16 protein-coding genes are annotated in these 14,833 nt (G+C 73.0%); 12 read left to right on the forward strand and 4 right to left on the reverse strand.

The window, feature by feature from the left end:
• The first annotated feature begins 132 nt into the window (after nt 1-132).
• The 3 genes from QMZ92_RS26305 to QMZ92_RS26315 all read left to right on the forward strand — a co-directional run bounded on the left by QMZ92_RS26305 (nt 133) and on the right by QMZ92_RS26315 (nt 4,119).
• A complete protein-coding gene (locus tag QMZ92_RS26305) occupies nt 133-942 on the forward strand; it encodes a purine-nucleoside phosphorylase (protein ID WP_283299975.1) in 810 nt (269 codons plus the stop codon).
• Between the two features lie 151 nt (nt 943-1,093).
• Complete coding sequence (locus QMZ92_RS26310) at nt 1,094-2,755, forward strand: phospho-sugar mutase (protein ID WP_283299976.1); 1,662 nt, start codon at nt 1,094-1,096, stop codon at nt 2,753-2,755.
• Between the two features lie 167 nt (nt 2,756-2,922).
• Entirely contained in the window at nt 2,923-4,119 is a 1,197-nt protein-coding gene (locus tag QMZ92_RS26315) for a putative hexosyltransferase (protein WP_283299977.1), read from the forward strand.
• A gap of 69 nt (nt 4,120-4,188) precedes the next feature.
• Here the strand turns inward: QMZ92_RS26315 and QMZ92_RS26320 are convergent, their stop codons facing one another.
• Nucleotides 4,189-4,830: a PH domain-containing protein gene (locus QMZ92_RS26320; RefSeq protein ID WP_283299978.1), complete on the reverse strand. Its 642-nt coding sequence runs from the start codon at nt 4,828-4,830 to the stop codon at nt 4,189-4,191.
• Between the two features lie 99 nt (nt 4,831-4,929).
• On the opposite strand from QMZ92_RS26320, the gene deoC reads away from it, so the two are divergent.
• From deoC to QMZ92_RS26335, 3 genes are read left to right on the forward strand one after another with little or no spacing between them, the layout of a single operon-like run.
• Complete coding sequence (deoC, locus tag QMZ92_RS26325) at nt 4,930-5,877, forward strand: deoxyribose-phosphate aldolase (RefSeq protein WP_283300025.1); 948 nt, start codon at nt 4,930-4,932, stop codon at nt 5,875-5,877.
• 12 nt (nt 5,878-5,889) lie between these two features.
• Nucleotides 5,890-7,332 (forward strand): aldehyde dehydrogenase family protein, encoded by a 1,443-nt coding sequence (locus tag QMZ92_RS26330; protein WP_502962141.1) that lies wholly within the window; start codon nt 5,890-5,892, stop codon nt 7,330-7,332.
• Nucleotides 7,325-8,215, forward strand: coding sequence for an aldehyde dehydrogenase family protein (locus tag QMZ92_RS26335; protein ID WP_283299980.1), 891 nt, complete (start codon nt 7,325-7,327; stop codon nt 8,213-8,215). Before QMZ92_RS26330 ends, QMZ92_RS26335 begins: the two co-directional genes overlap by 8 nt.
• A gap of 73 nt (nt 8,216-8,288) precedes the next feature.
• On the opposite strand, the gene QMZ92_RS26340 is transcribed toward QMZ92_RS26335, so the two are convergent.
• Nucleotides 8,289-8,630, reverse strand: a complete 342-nt coding sequence (locus QMZ92_RS26340; protein ID WP_283299981.1) for a hypothetical protein — start codon at nt 8,628-8,630, stop codon at nt 8,289-8,291.
• A gap of 50 nt (nt 8,631-8,680) precedes the next feature.
• Here QMZ92_RS26340 and QMZ92_RS26345 point away from each other — a divergent pair, with 50 nt between their 5' ends.
• Nucleotides 8,681-9,388, forward strand: coding sequence for a uridine kinase (locus QMZ92_RS26345; protein WP_283299982.1), 708 nt, complete (start codon nt 8,681-8,683; stop codon nt 9,386-9,388).
• Between the two features lie 164 nt (nt 9,389-9,552).
• On the opposite strand, the gene QMZ92_RS26350 is transcribed toward QMZ92_RS26345, so the two are convergent.
• Nucleotides 9,553-10,332, reverse strand: coding sequence for a SigE family RNA polymerase sigma factor (locus QMZ92_RS26350; RefSeq protein ID WP_283299983.1), 780 nt, complete (start codon nt 10,330-10,332; stop codon nt 9,553-9,555).
• A gap of 181 nt (nt 10,333-10,513) precedes the next feature.
• Between QMZ92_RS26350 and afsQ1 the strand changes: the two genes are divergently transcribed.
• The 5 genes from afsQ1 (at nt 10,514) to QMZ92_RS26375 (ending at nt 14,357) form a co-directional block, all read left to right on the forward strand.
• Nucleotides 10,514-11,191 (forward strand): two-component system response regulator AfsQ1, encoded by a 678-nt coding sequence (gene afsQ1 / locus QMZ92_RS26355; protein WP_026165053.1) that lies wholly within the window; start codon nt 10,514-10,516, stop codon nt 11,189-11,191.
• The gene (locus tag QMZ92_RS26360; protein WP_283299984.1) at nt 11,188-12,711 is read left to right on the forward strand and encodes an ATP-binding protein; all 1,524 of its coding nucleotides are present in this window, start codon (nt 11,188-11,190) and stop codon (nt 12,709-12,711) included. The genes afsQ1 and QMZ92_RS26360 overlap by 4 nt, the downstream gene beginning before the upstream one ends.
• Nucleotides 12,708-13,418 (forward strand): hypothetical protein, encoded by a 711-nt coding sequence (locus QMZ92_RS26365; protein ID WP_283299985.1) that lies wholly within the window; start codon nt 12,708-12,710, stop codon nt 13,416-13,418. The genes QMZ92_RS26360 and QMZ92_RS26365 overlap by 4 nt, the downstream gene beginning before the upstream one ends.
• Before the next feature lie 122 nt (nt 13,419-13,540).
• Nucleotides 13,541-14,065: a VanZ family protein gene (locus QMZ92_RS26370; protein WP_283299986.1), complete on the forward strand. Its 525-nt coding sequence runs from the start codon at nt 13,541-13,543 to the stop codon at nt 14,063-14,065.
• A 91-nt stretch (nt 14,066-14,156) separates the two neighbouring features.
• Nucleotides 14,157-14,357 carry a PspC domain-containing protein gene (locus QMZ92_RS26375; RefSeq protein WP_283299987.1) on the forward strand — a complete coding sequence of 67 codons (201 nt, stop codon included), beginning with the start codon at nt 14,157-14,159 and terminating at the stop codon, nt 14,355-14,357.
• A 120-nt stretch (nt 14,358-14,477) separates the two neighbouring features.
• On the opposite strand, the gene QMZ92_RS26380 is transcribed toward QMZ92_RS26375, so the two are convergent.
• Complete coding sequence (locus tag QMZ92_RS26380) at nt 14,478-14,771, reverse strand: hypothetical protein (RefSeq protein WP_283299988.1); 294 nt, start codon at nt 14,769-14,771, stop codon at nt 14,478-14,480.
• Nucleotides 14,772-14,833: the final 62 nt, after the last annotated feature.

Raw genomic sequence — 14,833 nt, forward strand, 5'->3', positions numbered from 1 at the left:
GGTTCCCCGTACCCGTCGGCCGTGCGCCCGGCGCGCTTCCGGGCGCCTTTGTGCATTTCCACGAGGAAACGGTTGCAGAGTCGTGAGCATCGTCATCTACGCGCGTAGGGATTCTCAGGCTAGGCTTTTCTCGTGAACGTTTCCCTTACCCCGGACCCCCACGCCGCCGCCGACGCCGCGGCCGCGCGCCTGCGAGAGCTGACCGGCGCCGAGACTCACGACGTCGCCCTGGTCATGGGCTCGGGCTGGGCGCCCGCGGTCGACGCCCTCGGCGCCCCCGACGCCGAGTTCCCGGTCACCGAACTGCCCGGCTTCCCGCCGCCGGCGGTCGAGGGCCACGGCGGCAAGATCCGCTCGTACCGGATCGGTGAGAAGCGCGCGCTCGTCTTCCTCGGCCGTACGCACTACTACGAGGGCCGCGGCGTCGCCGCCGTGGCGCACGGTGTGCGCACCGCCGTCGCCGCCGGCTGCAAGACCGTCGTCCTGACCAACGGCTGCGGCGGTCTGCGCGAGGGCATGCGGCCCGGTCAGCCGGTCCTCATCAGCGACCACATCAACCTCACCGCGGCCTCCCCGATCGTCGGCGCCAACTTCGTGGACCTGACCGACCTGTACTCGCCGCGGCTGCGGACCCTGTGCAAGGAGGTGGACCCGACGCTGGAGGAGGGCGTCTACGTCCAGTTCCCCGGCCCGCACTACGAGACCCCGGCCGAGATCAACATGGTCCGCGTCATGGGCGGCGACCTGGTCGGCATGTCCACGGTGCTCGAGGCCATCGCGGCCCGCGAGGCCGGCGCCGAGGTGCTCGGCATCTCCCTCGTCACCAACCTCGCCGCCGGGCTGTCGGGTGAGCCGCTGAACCACGAAGAGGTCCTGCAGGCAGGCCGTGACTCCGCGGCGCGGATGGGCGAACTGCTGACCCGGGTACTGGCCCGGATCTGACGGGTCGACGCCCCGGCGCCGGCGCGGCGCCGGGCGCGCACCCCACCTGCCGGGCACGCCGCCCGGAACGGGCAGACGCAGGCGTGGACGCCGGCTGGGCACACAGCCGGCGGCGCTCACGCTCACGACGACACCAGAGAGGCACATCACCGTGGCGCAGGACCTGATCGCGCAGGCCCGGGCTTGGCTGGCCGAGGACCCCGACGCGGAGACCCGCGACGAGCTGGGCCGGATCATCGAGGCCGGGGACACGGCGGAGCTCGGCGCCAGGTTCGCCGGGACCCTGCAGTTCGGCACGGCCGGTCTGCGCGGGGAACTCGGGGCCGGGCCGATGCGGATGAACCGCGTCGTCGTCATCCGCGCCGCGGCCGGGCTGGCCGCGTACCTCAAGGCGCAGGGCCATGACGGCGGCCTGGTCGTGATCGGCTACGACGCCCGCCACAAGTCCGCGGACTTCGCCCGCGACACCGCCGCCGTCATGACCGGCGCCGGACTGCGGGCCGCGCTGCTGCCGCGCCCGCTGCCCACGCCCGTGCTCGCGTTCGCCATCCGGCACCTGGGGGCCGTCGCAGGCGTCGAGGTCACCGCGAGCCACAACCCGCCGCGCGACAACGGCTACAAGGTCTACCTCGGGGACGGCTCCCAGATCGTTCCCCCGGCCGACGCCGGGATCGCCGCGGCGATCGAGGCGGTCGGCAGCATCCACGACCTGCCGCGCCCCGAGGGCGGCTGGGAGACGCTCGGGGACGAGGTCCTGGACGCGTATCTGGAGCGCACGGACGCGGTCCTGAGCCCGCACTCGCCGCGTACGGCCCGCGTGGTCCACACGGCTCTGCACGGCGTCGGCGGCGACGTGGTGCTGGCGGCCTGGGATCGGGCCGGGTTCCCCGCCCCCGTGCTCGTCGGCGAGCAGGCCGAGCCGGACCCCGACTTCCCCACGGTCGCCTTCCCCAACCCGGAGGAGCCGGGCGCGATGGACCTCGCGTTCGCGAAGGCGCGCGAGGCCGGGCCGGACCTCGTCATCGCCAACGACCCCGACGCCGACCGCTGCGCGGTGGCGGTCCCCGACGAAAGCGCGGACGGCGGCTGGCGCATGCTCCGCGGCGACGAGGTCGGCGCGCTGCTCGGCGCCCATCTCGTCCGCAAGGGCGTGGCGAAGGACGCGAGCAGCACCTTCGCCACGTCGATCGTGTCGTCGTCGCTGCTCGGCCGGATCGCCGCCGCGGCCGGGCTCGGCTACGAGGAGACCCTGACGGGCTTCAAGTGGATCTCCCGGGCGGAGGGTCTGCGATACGGCTACGAAGAGGCGCTCGGCTACTGCGTCGACCCGGACGGCGTGCGCGACAAGGACGGCATCACCGCCGCCCTGCTGGTCGCCGAACTGGCCTCGGAGCTGAAGGCCGAGGGCCGTACGCTCACGGACCTGCTGGACGACCTCGCCGTCGCCCACGGCCTGCACGCGACCGACCAGCTCTCGGTGCGCGTGGAGGACCTGGACGTCATCACGGAGGCCATGCGCCGGCTGCGCGGGAAGCCGCCCGTGGCGCTGGCCGGGCTGCGGGTGGTGTCGGCGGAGGACCTGTCGAAGGGCACCGAGGCACTGCCGCCCACGGACGGTCTGCGGTACTACCTGGAGGGCGAGTACGACGCCCGCGTCATCGTCCGCCCGAGCGGCACCGAGCCCAAGCTCAAGTGCTACCTGGAGGTCGTGGTCCCGGTCGGCGGTCGGGACGGGCTGGCCTCCGCGCGGACCCGTGCCTGCGAGGTCCTCGCGGCCGTCAAGCGGGACCTCGCGGAGGCCGCCGGGATCTGACGGTCCGCCGGGCCCGAGCCCTCCGCCCGCGTCCGGCCCCGGCCGGGCGCGGGCGCCGTCTTCTTGCGGGTGATTTCCGTACGGCAACCGAACTACCGGCCCGTGCCCCTCCGTACCCTTCGGGCGAAGGTGGCCCCGGTAGCGCCCGCCGAATCACCGGAGCCCCCGTGCCCCCGACCGCAACCCCTCACGCCACCGTCCCCGCCTCCCGCCGGGCACCCGGCTCGGGAGGCGGCGCCGTACCCGGCGGGGGAAGCCGGCTGCTCCACGCGCTGAACCGGGCCGCCCCGGCACTGCTCGGCTATCTGGCCGTACGGCTGACGGGGCTCCTGGTGCTCGCGCGGTGGGCCCACCTCAAGGGCGAGAGCCTCTGGCCGACGCTGGCCGCCTCCTGGGACTCCCACTGGTACCTGGGGATCGCCGACCACGGCTACCACCACGAGCTCGGACCCGCCCCGAACACCAACAACCTGGCGTTCTTCCCGCTCTATCCGGTACTGGTGAGAGCCGTCGCCGCGGTGACCCCGGGCAGCCGCGCCTCGGTGGCCCTGGCGATCGCGGTGGTGGCGTCGGTCGCCGCGGCATGGGGCATCTTCGCGGTCGGCGAGCGGCTGCACGGGTGGCGTGCCGGAACCGTGCTGGCGGTGCTCTGGGGCGCGATGCCCGTCGCGGTCGTCCAGTGGATGGGCTACACCGAATCGCTGTTCACGGCGCTCGTGGCCTGGTCGCTGTACGCGGCGCTCACCGGCCGCTGGCTGTGGGCCGGCTGGCTGGCGGCCCTGGCCGGGCTCACCCGGCCGACGGGCGCCGCGATCGCCGCGGCGGTGACGGTGGCCGGGCTGGCTGCGTTCGTCCGCGGCCGCGGCCGGCGTGCGCTCGTGGGAGCGCTGCTCGCTCCGCTGGGCTGGTGCGGCTACGTGGCCTGGGTGGCGCTCCGCCTCGGGCGCTGGGACGGCTACTTCGCCGTGCAGCGGCGGTGGGCCAATGTCTGGGACGGCGGGAAGGTGACACTCGAGGAGCTCACGCAGCACCTCGCCTACGACGCGGACCCTCAGTTGCTGATGCTGCTCGTGTCCGTCGTCCTGGTGCTGGCCACCGGGCTGTTCCTGCTCTGCCTCGCCGACCGGCAGCCGACGGTGCTGGTGGTGTTCACGGGTGTGCTGCTGCTCATCGTCCTCGGCAGCGGCGGCGTCTACTTCCCGCGCGCCCGGTTCCTGCTGCCCGCCTTCCCGCTGCTGCTGCCCGTCGCGGTGGCGGTGGCGCGGGCGCGGAGGGCGGCGGCGCTGCTGGTCCTCGGCGGTGCGGTGCTGTCCTCGGCCTGGCTCGGCGGGCATCTGCTGCTGGTGTGGCAGGGCCCGCCGTGACGGGCACGCGGCCGGCTCCGCGCCGCGGTCCGCGCCTGCCGCGCACCCGGCCGGGGAGGCCGGCCCGGCTCAGCCGACGGCGAGCAGGACGAGCAGGGCGACCGCTCCCACGACGACCGGGCCGGCGATCTCGTACGCCCAGCGCACCTGCGGTTCTCCGGTGGCGGTCGGCCGGTGCGCGGCACGTTCGGACAGCTCCCGCAGTTCGGCGATCGTCCGGTCGCCGGGCGCCATGTGCGACGTGACGCCCGCGGCGGGGACGCCGCCCGGCCCGGTGGTGCCCCCGGAGTCGCCCGCGGCGGCCCTCGCCCGCCTGCGGGCGGCCGTCCTGCGCTGCCGCAGCGACACCGGCACGGCCCACAGCTGGTACTTCGAGCCGTCCTCGGTGAGGACCTCGCTGGAGTACACGACGCGCAGGCGCGCGACCGTCCGCCAGGGCAGCTCGATGGTACGGAAGGGGTTCCTGATGCGGAGCCGGTCGTCGTTGGCGAAGACCGCGGGCCGCAGGGTGAAGGCGACGATCAGCGGCACCAGCATCAGGAGTCCGGCGAGCGCGACCCAGGGCGTGAGCCCCTCGCCGCGGACGAGCGCGTCGCCGCCGATCCAGCCGGTGAACGCGAGCAGCAGCACACCGGCCGCGATGCCGGAAAGCGAACGGTAGGCACGGTCGGCGTAGACCGGCTCGGCGGTCGGCTGCTGGGGGCTCTTCATACTCACGATTCTGCCGCATGGGCCCGGGGCACCGGATGACGAGTCCCCGGTGCCCCCTGTACAGGTTGCTACGCGCGTAGATATGCTGGTCTGGTGACCATGCCCACCATTGCACCTGCATTCGCTGACGTGACCTCGTCCGACAGCGCACTGCGCCGCTTCCTGCACGGGCTGCCCGGTGTCGACGCCGTCGGCCTGGAAGCGCGCGCCGCGTCTCTCGGCACCCGCTCCATCAAGACGACGGCCAAGGCGTACGCCATCGACCTGGCCATCTCGATGATCGACCTGACGACGCTGGAAGGCGCGGACACCCCGGGCAAGGTCCGGGCGCTCGCCGCCAAGGCCGTCAACCCCGACCCGACCGACCGCTCCGCACCGAGGACGGCCGCCGTCTGCGTCTACCCCGACATGGTGGCCACCGCCAAGGCCGCCCTGGGCGGGGCGGACGTGAAGGTCGCCTCCGTCGCCACCGCCTTCCCCGCCGGCCGCGCCGCCCTGGACATCAAGCTCGCGGACACCCGTGACGCCGTCGAGGCCGGGGCCGACGAGATCGACATGGTGATCGACCGCGGCGCGTTCCTCGCGGGCGACTACATGAAGGTCTTCGAGGAGATCCGCGCCGTGAAGGAGGCCTCCGGCGCCGCCCGGCTGAAGGTCATCTTCGAGACCGGTGAGCTCTCCACGTACGACAACATCCGCCGCGCCTCCTGGCTCGGCATGATGGCCGGAGCCGACTTCATCAAGACGTCGACCGGGAAGGTCGCCGTCAACGCGACCCCGGCCAACACCCTCCTCATGCTGGAAGCCGTCCGCGACTTCCGCGCGCAGACCGGCGTACAGGTCGGCGTGAAGCCCGCCGGCGGCATCCGCACCAGCAAGGACGCCATCAAGTTCCTGGTGCTCGTCAACGAGACCGCGGGTCAGGACTGGCTGGACAACCACTGGTTCCGGTTCGGCGCGTCCAGCCTGCTGAACGACCTGCTGATGCAGCGCCAGAAGCTGGCGACCGGCCGCTACTCCGGCCCCGACTACGTGACGGTGGACTGAGACCCCATGACCATGGACAAGCATTCTGTCTTCGAGTACGCGCCCGCACCCGAGTCGCGGTCGGTCGTCGACATCGCCCCGTCGTACGGACTCTTCATCGACGGCGAGTTCACCGACGCCGCCGACGGCAAGGTCTTCAAGACCGTCTCCCCCTCCACCGAGGAGGTCCTGTCCGAGGTCGCCCGGGCGGGCGCCGAGGACGTCGACCGCGCGGTGAGGGCCGCGCGCAAGGCGTTCGAGAAGTGGTCCGCACTGCCGGGCTCCGAGCGGGCCAAGTACCTCTTCCGCATCGCCCGGATCATCCAGGAGCGCTCGCGCGAGCTCGCCGTCCTGGAGACCCTGGACAACGGAAAGCCGATCAAGGAGACCCGCGACTCCGACCTCCCGCTGGTCGCGGCGCACTTCTTCTACTACGCGGGCTGGGCCGACAAGCTCGGCCACGCGGGGTACGGACCCGACCCGCGGCCCCTCGGCGTCGCCGGCCAGGTCATCCCCTGGAACTTCCCGCTGCTGATGCTGGCGTGGAAGATCGCCCCGGCGCTCGCCACCGGCAACACGGTGGTGCTGAAGCCCGCGGAGACCACCCCCCTGTCCGCGCTGTTCTTCGCCGACGTCTGCCGCCAGGCCGGGCTGCCCAAGGGCGTCGTCAACATCGTCCCCGGCTACGGCGACGCGGGCGCCGCGCTCGTGGCCCACCCGGACGTGAACAAGGTGGCCTTCACCGGTTCCACCGCGGTCGGCAAGGCCATCGCCCGCGAGGTCGCGGGCACCGACAAGAAGCTCACGCTGGAGCTGGGCGGCAAGGGCGCCAACATCGTCTTCGACGATGCCCCCGTCGACCAGGCCGTCGAGGGCATCGTCGGCGGAATCTTCTTCAACCAGGGCCAGGTCTGCTGCGCGGGCTCCCGCCTCCTCGTCCAGGAGTCGATCCAGGACGAGCTGCTGGACTCCCTCAAGCGGCGGCTGTCGACGCTGCGCCTCGGCGACCCGCTGGACAAGAACACCGACATCGGCGCCATCAACTCGGCCGAGCAGCTGTCCCGGATCACGGCCCTCGCCGAGACCGGCGAGGCCGAGGGCGCCGAGCGCTGGACGGCACCGTGCGAACTGCCCTCGTCCGGCTACTGGTTCGCTCCGACGCTGTTCACCAACGTCACCCAGGCCCACACCATCGCCCGTGACGAGATCTTCGGCCCGGTGCTGTCGGTGCTCACGTTCCGCACCCCGGACGAGGCCGTCGCCAAGGCCAACAACAGCCAGTACGGGCTGTCGGCGGGCATCTGGACGGAGAAGGGCTCCCGCATCCTCGCGGTGGCGAACAAGCTCCGCGCGGGTGTCGTCTGGGCGAACACCTTCAACAAGTTCGACCCGACCTCGCCCTTCGGCGGATACAAGGAGTCGGGCTTCGGCCGCGAGGGCGGCCGCCACGGTCTGGAGGCCTACCTCGATGTCTGAGTCGACGCGTCTGTCCGTCTTCAAGACCTACAAGCTGTACGTCGGGGGCAAGTTCCCCCGTAGCGAGAGCGGCCGGGTGTACGAGGTGACCGACTCCAAAGGCAGGTGGCTCGCCAACGCGCCCCTCTCCTCCCGCAAGGACGCCCGTGACGCGGTCGTCGCCGCACGCAAGGCGTTCGGCGGCTGGTCGGGCGCCACGGCGTACAACCGCGGGCAGATCCTCTACCGCGTCGCCGAGATGCTGGAGGGCCGCAGGGAGCAGTTCGTCCGCGAGGTGGCCGACGCCGAGGGCCTGTCGAAGTCCAAGGCGGGCGCGGTCGTGGACGCCGCGATCGACCGCTGGGTGTGGTATGCGGGCTGGACTGACAAGATCGGCCAGGTCGTCGGCGGGGCGAATCCGGTCGCGGGCCCGTTCTTCAACCTGTCGACCCCCGAGCCGACCGGTGTCGTCACCGTCCTCGCCCCGCAGGAGTCGTCCTTCCTCGGGCTGGTCTCGGTGATCGCCCCCGCGATCGCGACGGGCAACACGGTCGTGGTCGTCGCCTCGGAGCGCGCCCCGCTGCCGGCCCTCTCCCTCGGCGAGGTGCTGGCCACGTCCGACCTCCCCGGCGGCGTGGTCAACGTCCTCTCCGGCCGCACGGGCGAAATCGCCGCCCCGCTGGCCGCGCACCAGGACGTCAACGCGATCGACCTCACCGGGGCCGAGGCGCAGCTCGCCAAGGAGCTGGAGGTCGCCGCCGCGGACAATCTGAAGCGGGTGCTGCGCCCCCGCGCGGAGAACTGGACGGCCGACCCCGGCACGGACCGGATGACGGCCTTCCTGGAGACCAAGACGGTCTGGCACCCCACGGGTTCGCTGGGGGCCTCCGGCTCGGCGTACTGAGCCGCACCGCGCCGCACGCACGGCGGGCCCGCGGGGAGCGATCCCCGCGGGCCCGCCGTCGCGCGCCCTCCGGTCAGCCCGGCATGAGCCCGCCGAGCAGCGGCCCGGCGACCGGCACCTCCCGCGGGCTGCCCAGCGACCCGGTGACGTGCCGGGTGTCGAGCTCCCTGAAGTCGGCGACCTGCGTGCCGACTCCGTTGTCGAGCGGGTCCACACCGGTGTGCGCCAGCGGGTTCAGCGGAACGTTCTCGACGGGCGCCCCGACGTACCCGACGCTGTCCGCGAGGGCGTTCACGGTCGCCGAGCCGTGGCCGTCCGCGTGCGCCGCCTGGGCCGGTGCGGCCCCGGCTCCGAGCGCCGCGCCCAGCGCGGTGACGGTCAGCCCGGCCGCCCTGAGGAATTTCGTGCCTGCCATGGAATCCTGCCTCCAGAAGTAACCGGTCGACGACGCAGCGTAGTTGTGATGTGACGCTCGATACCAACCGGACCTCCGGGGGATCCCACGCACGGGTCAATGCCTCACACTGGTGTCCCGTGAGTTCCCAACCCCCGCCGACGCGCGTCGTCCTGCTGTCCGGGCCCTCGGGTTCCGGAAAATCGTCCCTCGCCGCCCGCTCCGGCCTCCCGGTGCTGCGCCTCGACGACTTCTACAAGGAGGGGGACGACCCCGGCCTCCCGCTGATGGCGGGCACCACGGCCGTCGACTGGGACTCCCCCGCCTCCTGGGACGCCGACGCCGCGGTCCGGGCCGTCGCGGAACTGTGCCGTACGGGACGGACGACGGTCCCCGTGTACGACATCGCCACCAGTTCCCGAAGCGGCGCCGAGTTCGTCGACATCTCCCGTGCCCCGCTCTTCGTCGCGGAGGGCGTCTTCGCCGCGGACATCGTGGACCGCTGCCAGGAGCTCGGCATCCTCGCGGACGCCATCTGCCTGCGCGGACGGCCCTCGACGACCTTCCGCCGCCGACTCGTGCGGGATCTGCGCGAAGGCCGCAAGTCCGTGCCCTTCCTGCTCCGGCGCGGCTGGCGGCTGATGCGGGCCGAACGCGGCATCGTCGCCCGCCAGACGGCGCTGGGCGCCCACCCCTGCGGCGCGGACGAGGCGCTGGGCCGTCTCGCCACGGCCGCCGCGGGCCACTGCCGCCGCGCCCCGGCGAAGGAAGCCGTGTAGGGAGCCCCGAGCCCCGGGGAGCCTTCCGCCGACGTGGCGGGGCGCGGGCGGCGCCCGCGGTTCCGGCCGGCTCCCGCCCGCCCGCGGACGCGCGAAGGGGCCGTACAGAACCCCCTGTCCCGTACGGCCCCGCTTCGCTTCCCCCGTGGTCCCCCGTACCGCCTTCAGGCCACCAGCTCGCCGAAGGACTCCTCCTCGTCACGGCCGAAGCTGAGGGCGTCGTCCTCGCGCATCCGGCGCAGGGAGCGCCAGATGCTCGACTTCACCGTGCCGACACTGATGTCGAGGATCTCCGCGATCTCCGGGTCCGTGCGTCCCTCGTAGTAGCGCAGCACCAGCATCGTGCGCTGCAGCTCGGGGAGCCGGGCCAGGGCCTGCCACAGGACCGCGCGCAGCTCGGTGCCGCGCATCGCGTCCGTGTCGCCCGCCGTCTCGGGAAGCTCCTCGGTCGGGTACTCGTCGATCTTGCGCCGGCGCCAGGCGCTGATGTGCAGGTTCGTCATCGTCCGGCGCAGGTAGCCGCCGACCGCAGCCTTGTCGCTGATCCGGTCCCACGCCCGGTAGGTGGAGAACAGCGCGCTCTGCAGCAGGTCCTCCGCCTCGTAGCGGTCACCGGTCAGGTGGTAGGCGGTCGCGTACAGGGAGGCGCGGCGCTCCCGGACGTAGGCGGTGAACGCCGCTTCGGCGTCCGCCCGCTCCCCCGGGACGCTCCGCTCCCCCGCGGACCTCCCGTACGCGCTTCCCCCGTGGCTCGCCTCGGCCCCGGCCTCGACGACCGTCATGCAGGACGTACGTCCCTGCTCGGCGGTCGACGGCCGGTGCTGGCGCCCGGCGCCGCGAACGCACCCCCGCCCGTTCACGGCGCCGGACTTCTCGGTGTTCCGTACGACGTCGTGGAGACGCGTGACAACCGCGCTCGAAGACGTGCTGTGCAGTGCGTTCATCCCGCGCCCCCCGTCGGTAGGAGTCCGTTCGTTCCTTGTGGGGAAGACTCTGCCCGGGGGACTTCACACCGCTGTCTGCCGACTGTCACAGGCCTGTCACAGGGCCTGTGTCCCCCGGCGGGACGGGCCGGAGCGGTCCGGCGGTCGAACTGTCGGGGCCGCATGGGCCAGAATGACCTCCGTGCCTTTCCTGTTGCTGATCGAGGACGACGACGCCATCCGCACGGCCCTCGAACTCTCCCTGTCACGCCAGGGCCACCGTGTGGCCACCGCGGCGACGGGCGAGGACGGCCTGAAACTGCTGCGCGAGCAGCGGCCGGACCTGATCGTGCTGGACGTGATGCTGCCCGGCATCGACGGTTTCGAGGTGTGCCGGCGGATCAGGCGCACGGACCAGTTGCCGATCATCCTGCTGACCGCGCGGAGCGACGACATCGACGTCGTCGTCGGGCTGGAATCGGGCGCCGACGACTACGTGGTCAAACCGGTGCAGGGGCGGGTGCTCGACGCCCGGATCCGCGCCGTGCTGCGGCGGGGTGAGCGCGAGTCGACGGACTCGGCGACCTTCGGCTCGCTGGTCATCGACCGCTCCGCGATGACGGTCACCAAGAACGGCGAGGACCTGCAGCTCACACCGACCGAGCTGCGCCTCCTGCTGGAGCTGAGCCGCCGGCCCGGCCAGGCCCTGTCCCGCCAGCAGCTGCTGCGCCTGGTGTGGGAGCACGACTACCTGGGCGACTCCCGGCTGGTGGACGCCTGCGTCCAGCGGCTGCGGGCGAAGGTGGAGGACGTGCCGTCCTCGCCGACGCTGATCCGCACGGTCAGAGGTGTGGGCTACCGGCTGGACACCCCTCAGTGAGCGGTGCCGCAAAGAGGGCCATACTCGCGGGACTCGGCTGGACCAGTCTCAGACTGCGCCTCGTCGTCGTGTTCGGCATGGTCGCGCTGACCGCCGCCGTGTCCGCGTCCGGGATCGCGTACTGGCTGAACCGGGAGGCCGTGCTGACCCGTACGCAGGACGCGGCGCTGGGCGACTTCCGGCAGCAGATGCAGAACCGTGCCGCATCGCTGCCCGCCCGGCCCACGGAGAGCGAACTCCAGACGACGGCGGAACAGATGGCGGGCGGCACCGCCGGCTACAGAGTGCTGCTGCTCGGGGAGCGGGCCGCGGGCAAGCCGATCGTCGGCGCCTCCGACCCCGACGTCTTCACCCTCGACGACGTGCCGGCGGAGCTGCGGAAGGCGGTGAACGACCAGTCGCATCTGTTCTGGGTGCGCATCCAGCGCGGCAACACGCCCTATCTGGTGGCCGGCACGCGCGTCGTCGGCGGCGGGCCAACGGGTTATCTGTTCAAGTCCCTCGACCAGGAGCGCCAGGACCTGAACTCGCTGGCCTGGTCGCTGGGCATCGCCACGGCCCTGGCACTGGCCGGCTCGGCGCTGCTGGCGCAGGCCGCCGCGACGACCGTGCTCAAGCCGGTCCAGCGGCTCGGGCAGGCGGCCCGGCAGCTCGGCGAGGGCAAGTTGGACACCCGGCTTCAGGTGTCCGGCACGGACGAACTGGCCGAGCTGTCCCGCACCTTCAACAAGGCCGCGGAGTCGCTGGAGAAGAAGATGGCGGACATGAGCGCGCGGGAGGAGTCCAGCCGCCGCTTCGTCGCCGACATGTCGCACGAGCTGCGTACGCCGCTGACCGCGCTGACCGCCGTGACGGAGATCCTGGAGGGCGAACAGGACGCCCTCGACCCGATGATCGCCCCGGCCGTGGAGCTGGTGGTGAGCGAGACGCGGCGGCTGAACGACCTGGTGGAGAATCTGATGGAGGTGACCCGCTTCGACGCGGGCACCGCGCGACTGGTCCTTGACGACGTCGACGTCGCCGACCAGGTCACCGCCTGCATCGACGCGCGGGCCTGGCTGGACGCCGTCGAACTGGACGCGGAGCGCGGCATCATGGCCCGCCTCGACCCGCGCCGCCTCGACGTCATACTCGCCAATCTGATCGGCAACGCGCTGAAGCACGGCGGCTCGCCGGTGCGGGTGGCGGTGCGTACGGAGGGCGAGGAGTTGCTCATCGAGGTACGGGACCACGGTCCGGGCATCCCGGAGGAGGTCCTGCCACACGTCTTCGACCGGTTCTACAAGGCGAGCGCCTCGCGGCCGCGGTCCGAGGGCAGCGGCCTGGGGCTGTCCATCGCGATGGAGAACGCCCTGATCCACGGGGGCGGCATCACCGCGGCCAACTGCACGGACGGCGACGGCGGTGCGGTGTTCGTGCTGCGGCTGCCCCGTGACGCCTCCGGCATCACCCCGGAGGGCCACGGGCCGGTGTCCCGGGAGCGCGACGGCGGGCGGGGAGTGGAGGGCGACGCACGGTGAGCCGAGTACATGGGTCACGCAGGGCCCCCGCGCCGGACGCGTCGACCGGCCCCGCGGACGCGGCCGGGCCGGGGCGGGGCATCGCACGGCCCGGGCTGCGCCGGACGGCGGTGGCCGTGGCCGGTGCCGTCGCCCTCGCGACCGCCGTGGGCGGCTGCGGTATCAGGACGACCACGGTCCCGGTCGACGCCGGACCGGCACCCTCCCGGGTGCCGTGCACTCTCTCCGGCAAGGAGACCGCCACCCGGTCGGAGCCGCAGATGCCGGTACGGGTGTACCTGGTGTGCGCGTCGGCACTGGAGGCGGTGGACCGTACCGTCCCGATCGCCGAGGGACGGACCGGCAACCGGGTGCTGATCGCCCAGGCACTCCTCCAGGAGCTGCGGGAGGATCCGTCGGAGACCGAGCGGGAGGCCGGGTTCGCGAGCCTCGTACGGGGCCCGCTGACGGTCTCCCCGCCGCGTGACGGCGACCCGGCGGGCACGCTGCGGCTGAGCCGGCAGCCCGAGGACCTGCCGCCGGCGGCGCTGGCACAGGTCGTGTGCACGCTGGCGGAGAGTGAGGCGGCGACCGCGGGCGGCACGGTGGTGCTCGCGGGACCGGGCGAGTACGCGCCGCGCGGCTACCGCTGCACGGACTCGGTGAAGCAGCGTCCCGACACGGCCCTGCCGACCGCGGGGCCGCTGCCGTCGCCGGCCGCCTCCTGACGAGAATTCCGGCGGGTGACCGACTCCGGCACGACCGGCACGGAACCGATCCCGCCGGTCGTCGCGTCTTGTGGTGCGTGCAGCGTCAAGGTTCGGGCGGCAGTGCCGCCATCCGCTTCCGCGTGGCAGGAGGCGTCCTCCTGCTCGCACATCTCGCTCTCGTGGCGTGGCTGACGCTCCGCCCGCTGGACGTGCCGTGGGTGACGGCGGCGAACCTGGAACCGCTGGCGGGCATCAAGGCCGACCTCGCGGCGGGCCCCCTCCACGCGGCCCGTCGGATCGGCGAGGGACTGCTGCTCCTGGCGCCCCTCGGGATACTCCTCCCGATGGCGGGCGGCAGACTCGCCGTCTCCCCCTGGGCGTCACTGGCGCGCACGGTCGCGGCGGGGGCACTGCTGTCCCTGGGCATCGAACTGCTCCAGACCGCGGTGCCGGGCCGGGTCGTCGACGTGGACTCGCTGCTGCTCAACACCGCCGGGGTGGCGCTGGCCCATCTCCTCGTCGTTCCCGCCGGGCGCGCCCGGCTGCGGCGCGGGGGCTCGGGGCGCCGGCCGGCGGGCCGTGGGAAGGACCGGGGGCCCCTGCTCCGGGAGGACGCTCCTCAGGGGCCCACCCCGACGATTCCCAGGGTCGGGATCGCCCCCTAGAGCGACGCTTCCTCGCTCGTTCCCGGTGAACATGGAGTCATCGGGAGCCCGACGGAGCGGCTCCCACGAAGGACTCGTGAAGGAGCACACCATGGCCGCACTTGCCCGCCCCCGCGAAGGACGGATGATCGGCGGAGTGTGCGCAGCGCTGGCACGGCGCTTCGGCACCTCCGCGACCACGATGCGCGTGATCTTCCTGGTTTCCTGTCTGCTGCCCGGCCCGCAGTTCCTGCTGTACCTGGCGCTGTGGCTGCTGCTGCCGACGGAGAAGACCGCCTCCACCGCCTGGTGACGACCGCCGCGACCGCCGACGACGGGAGGCGCGCACCCGGACGTCCGGGTGCGCGCCTCCCGTCGTCGGCGGTCGCGCCGTAAGGCGCCCTCGTCGGTGACCGGACGCCCCGCGCCCCGGTCACACGGGCAGCGGAAGGCCGTTCAGCGGCAGACCGCCTGCCGGCACACCGCTGACCGGCAGACCGCCCAGGAGGCCGCCGGCCGGAGCGGGCGCGGGCAGGATCCTGGGGCCGGACTGCTGGGCGAGCTCGTCGACGGCGGGCAGCACGGTCGGCTGGACGGCGGAGAGGGCGTCCACGGGCGTGCCGACGTCGGGGAGGGCCGTCGTGGCCGACGCGGAACCGGCGGCGGCAGCGGCGAAGGCGGCGCCGAGAGCGGCGACACCGAGGGTCTTTGCAGCAGCTTGCTTCATCAGGTGTGTTTCCTTGAGGGAGGGGAATTGCACGGCATTGCAAGCTAGCCAGGGCCTCCGCG

It is taken from the genome of Streptomyces sp. HNM0645, from assembly GCF_030056615.1.
Lineage (GTDB): Bacteria > Actinomycetota > Actinomycetes > Streptomycetales > Streptomycetaceae > Streptomyces > Streptomyces marianii.

Coding starts and splice junctions, on each gene's coding strand:
- QMZ92_RS26380 (WP_283299988.1), bottom strand. CDS start 14,771: ATGAAGCAAGCTGCTGCAAAGACCCTCGGTGTCGCCGCTCTCGGCGCC.
- QMZ92_RS26340 (WP_283299981.1), bottom strand. CDS start 8,630: ATGGCAGGCACGAAATTCCTCAGGGCGGCCGGGCTGACCGTCACCGCG.
- QMZ92_RS26350 (WP_283299983.1), bottom strand. CDS start 10,332: ATGAACGCACTGCACAGCACGTCTTCGAGCGCGGTTGTCACGCGTCTC.
- QMZ92_RS26375 (WP_283299987.1), top strand. CDS start 14,157: ATGGCCGCACTTGCCCGCCCCCGCGAAGGACGGATGATCGGCGGAGTG.
- QMZ92_RS26330 (WP_502962141.1), top strand. CDS start 5,890: ATGGACAAGCATTCTGTCTTCGAGTACGCGCCCGCACCCGAGTCGCGG.
- QMZ92_RS26320 (WP_283299978.1), bottom strand. CDS start 4,830: ATGAAGAGCCCCCAGCAGCCGACCGCCGAGCCGGTCTACGCCGACCGT.
- deoC (WP_283300025.1), top strand. CDS start 4,930: ATGCCCACCATTGCACCTGCATTCGCTGACGTGACCTCGTCCGACAGC.
- QMZ92_RS26335 (WP_283299980.1), top strand. CDS start 7,325: ATGTCTGAGTCGACGCGTCTGTCCGTCTTCAAGACCTACAAGCTGTAC.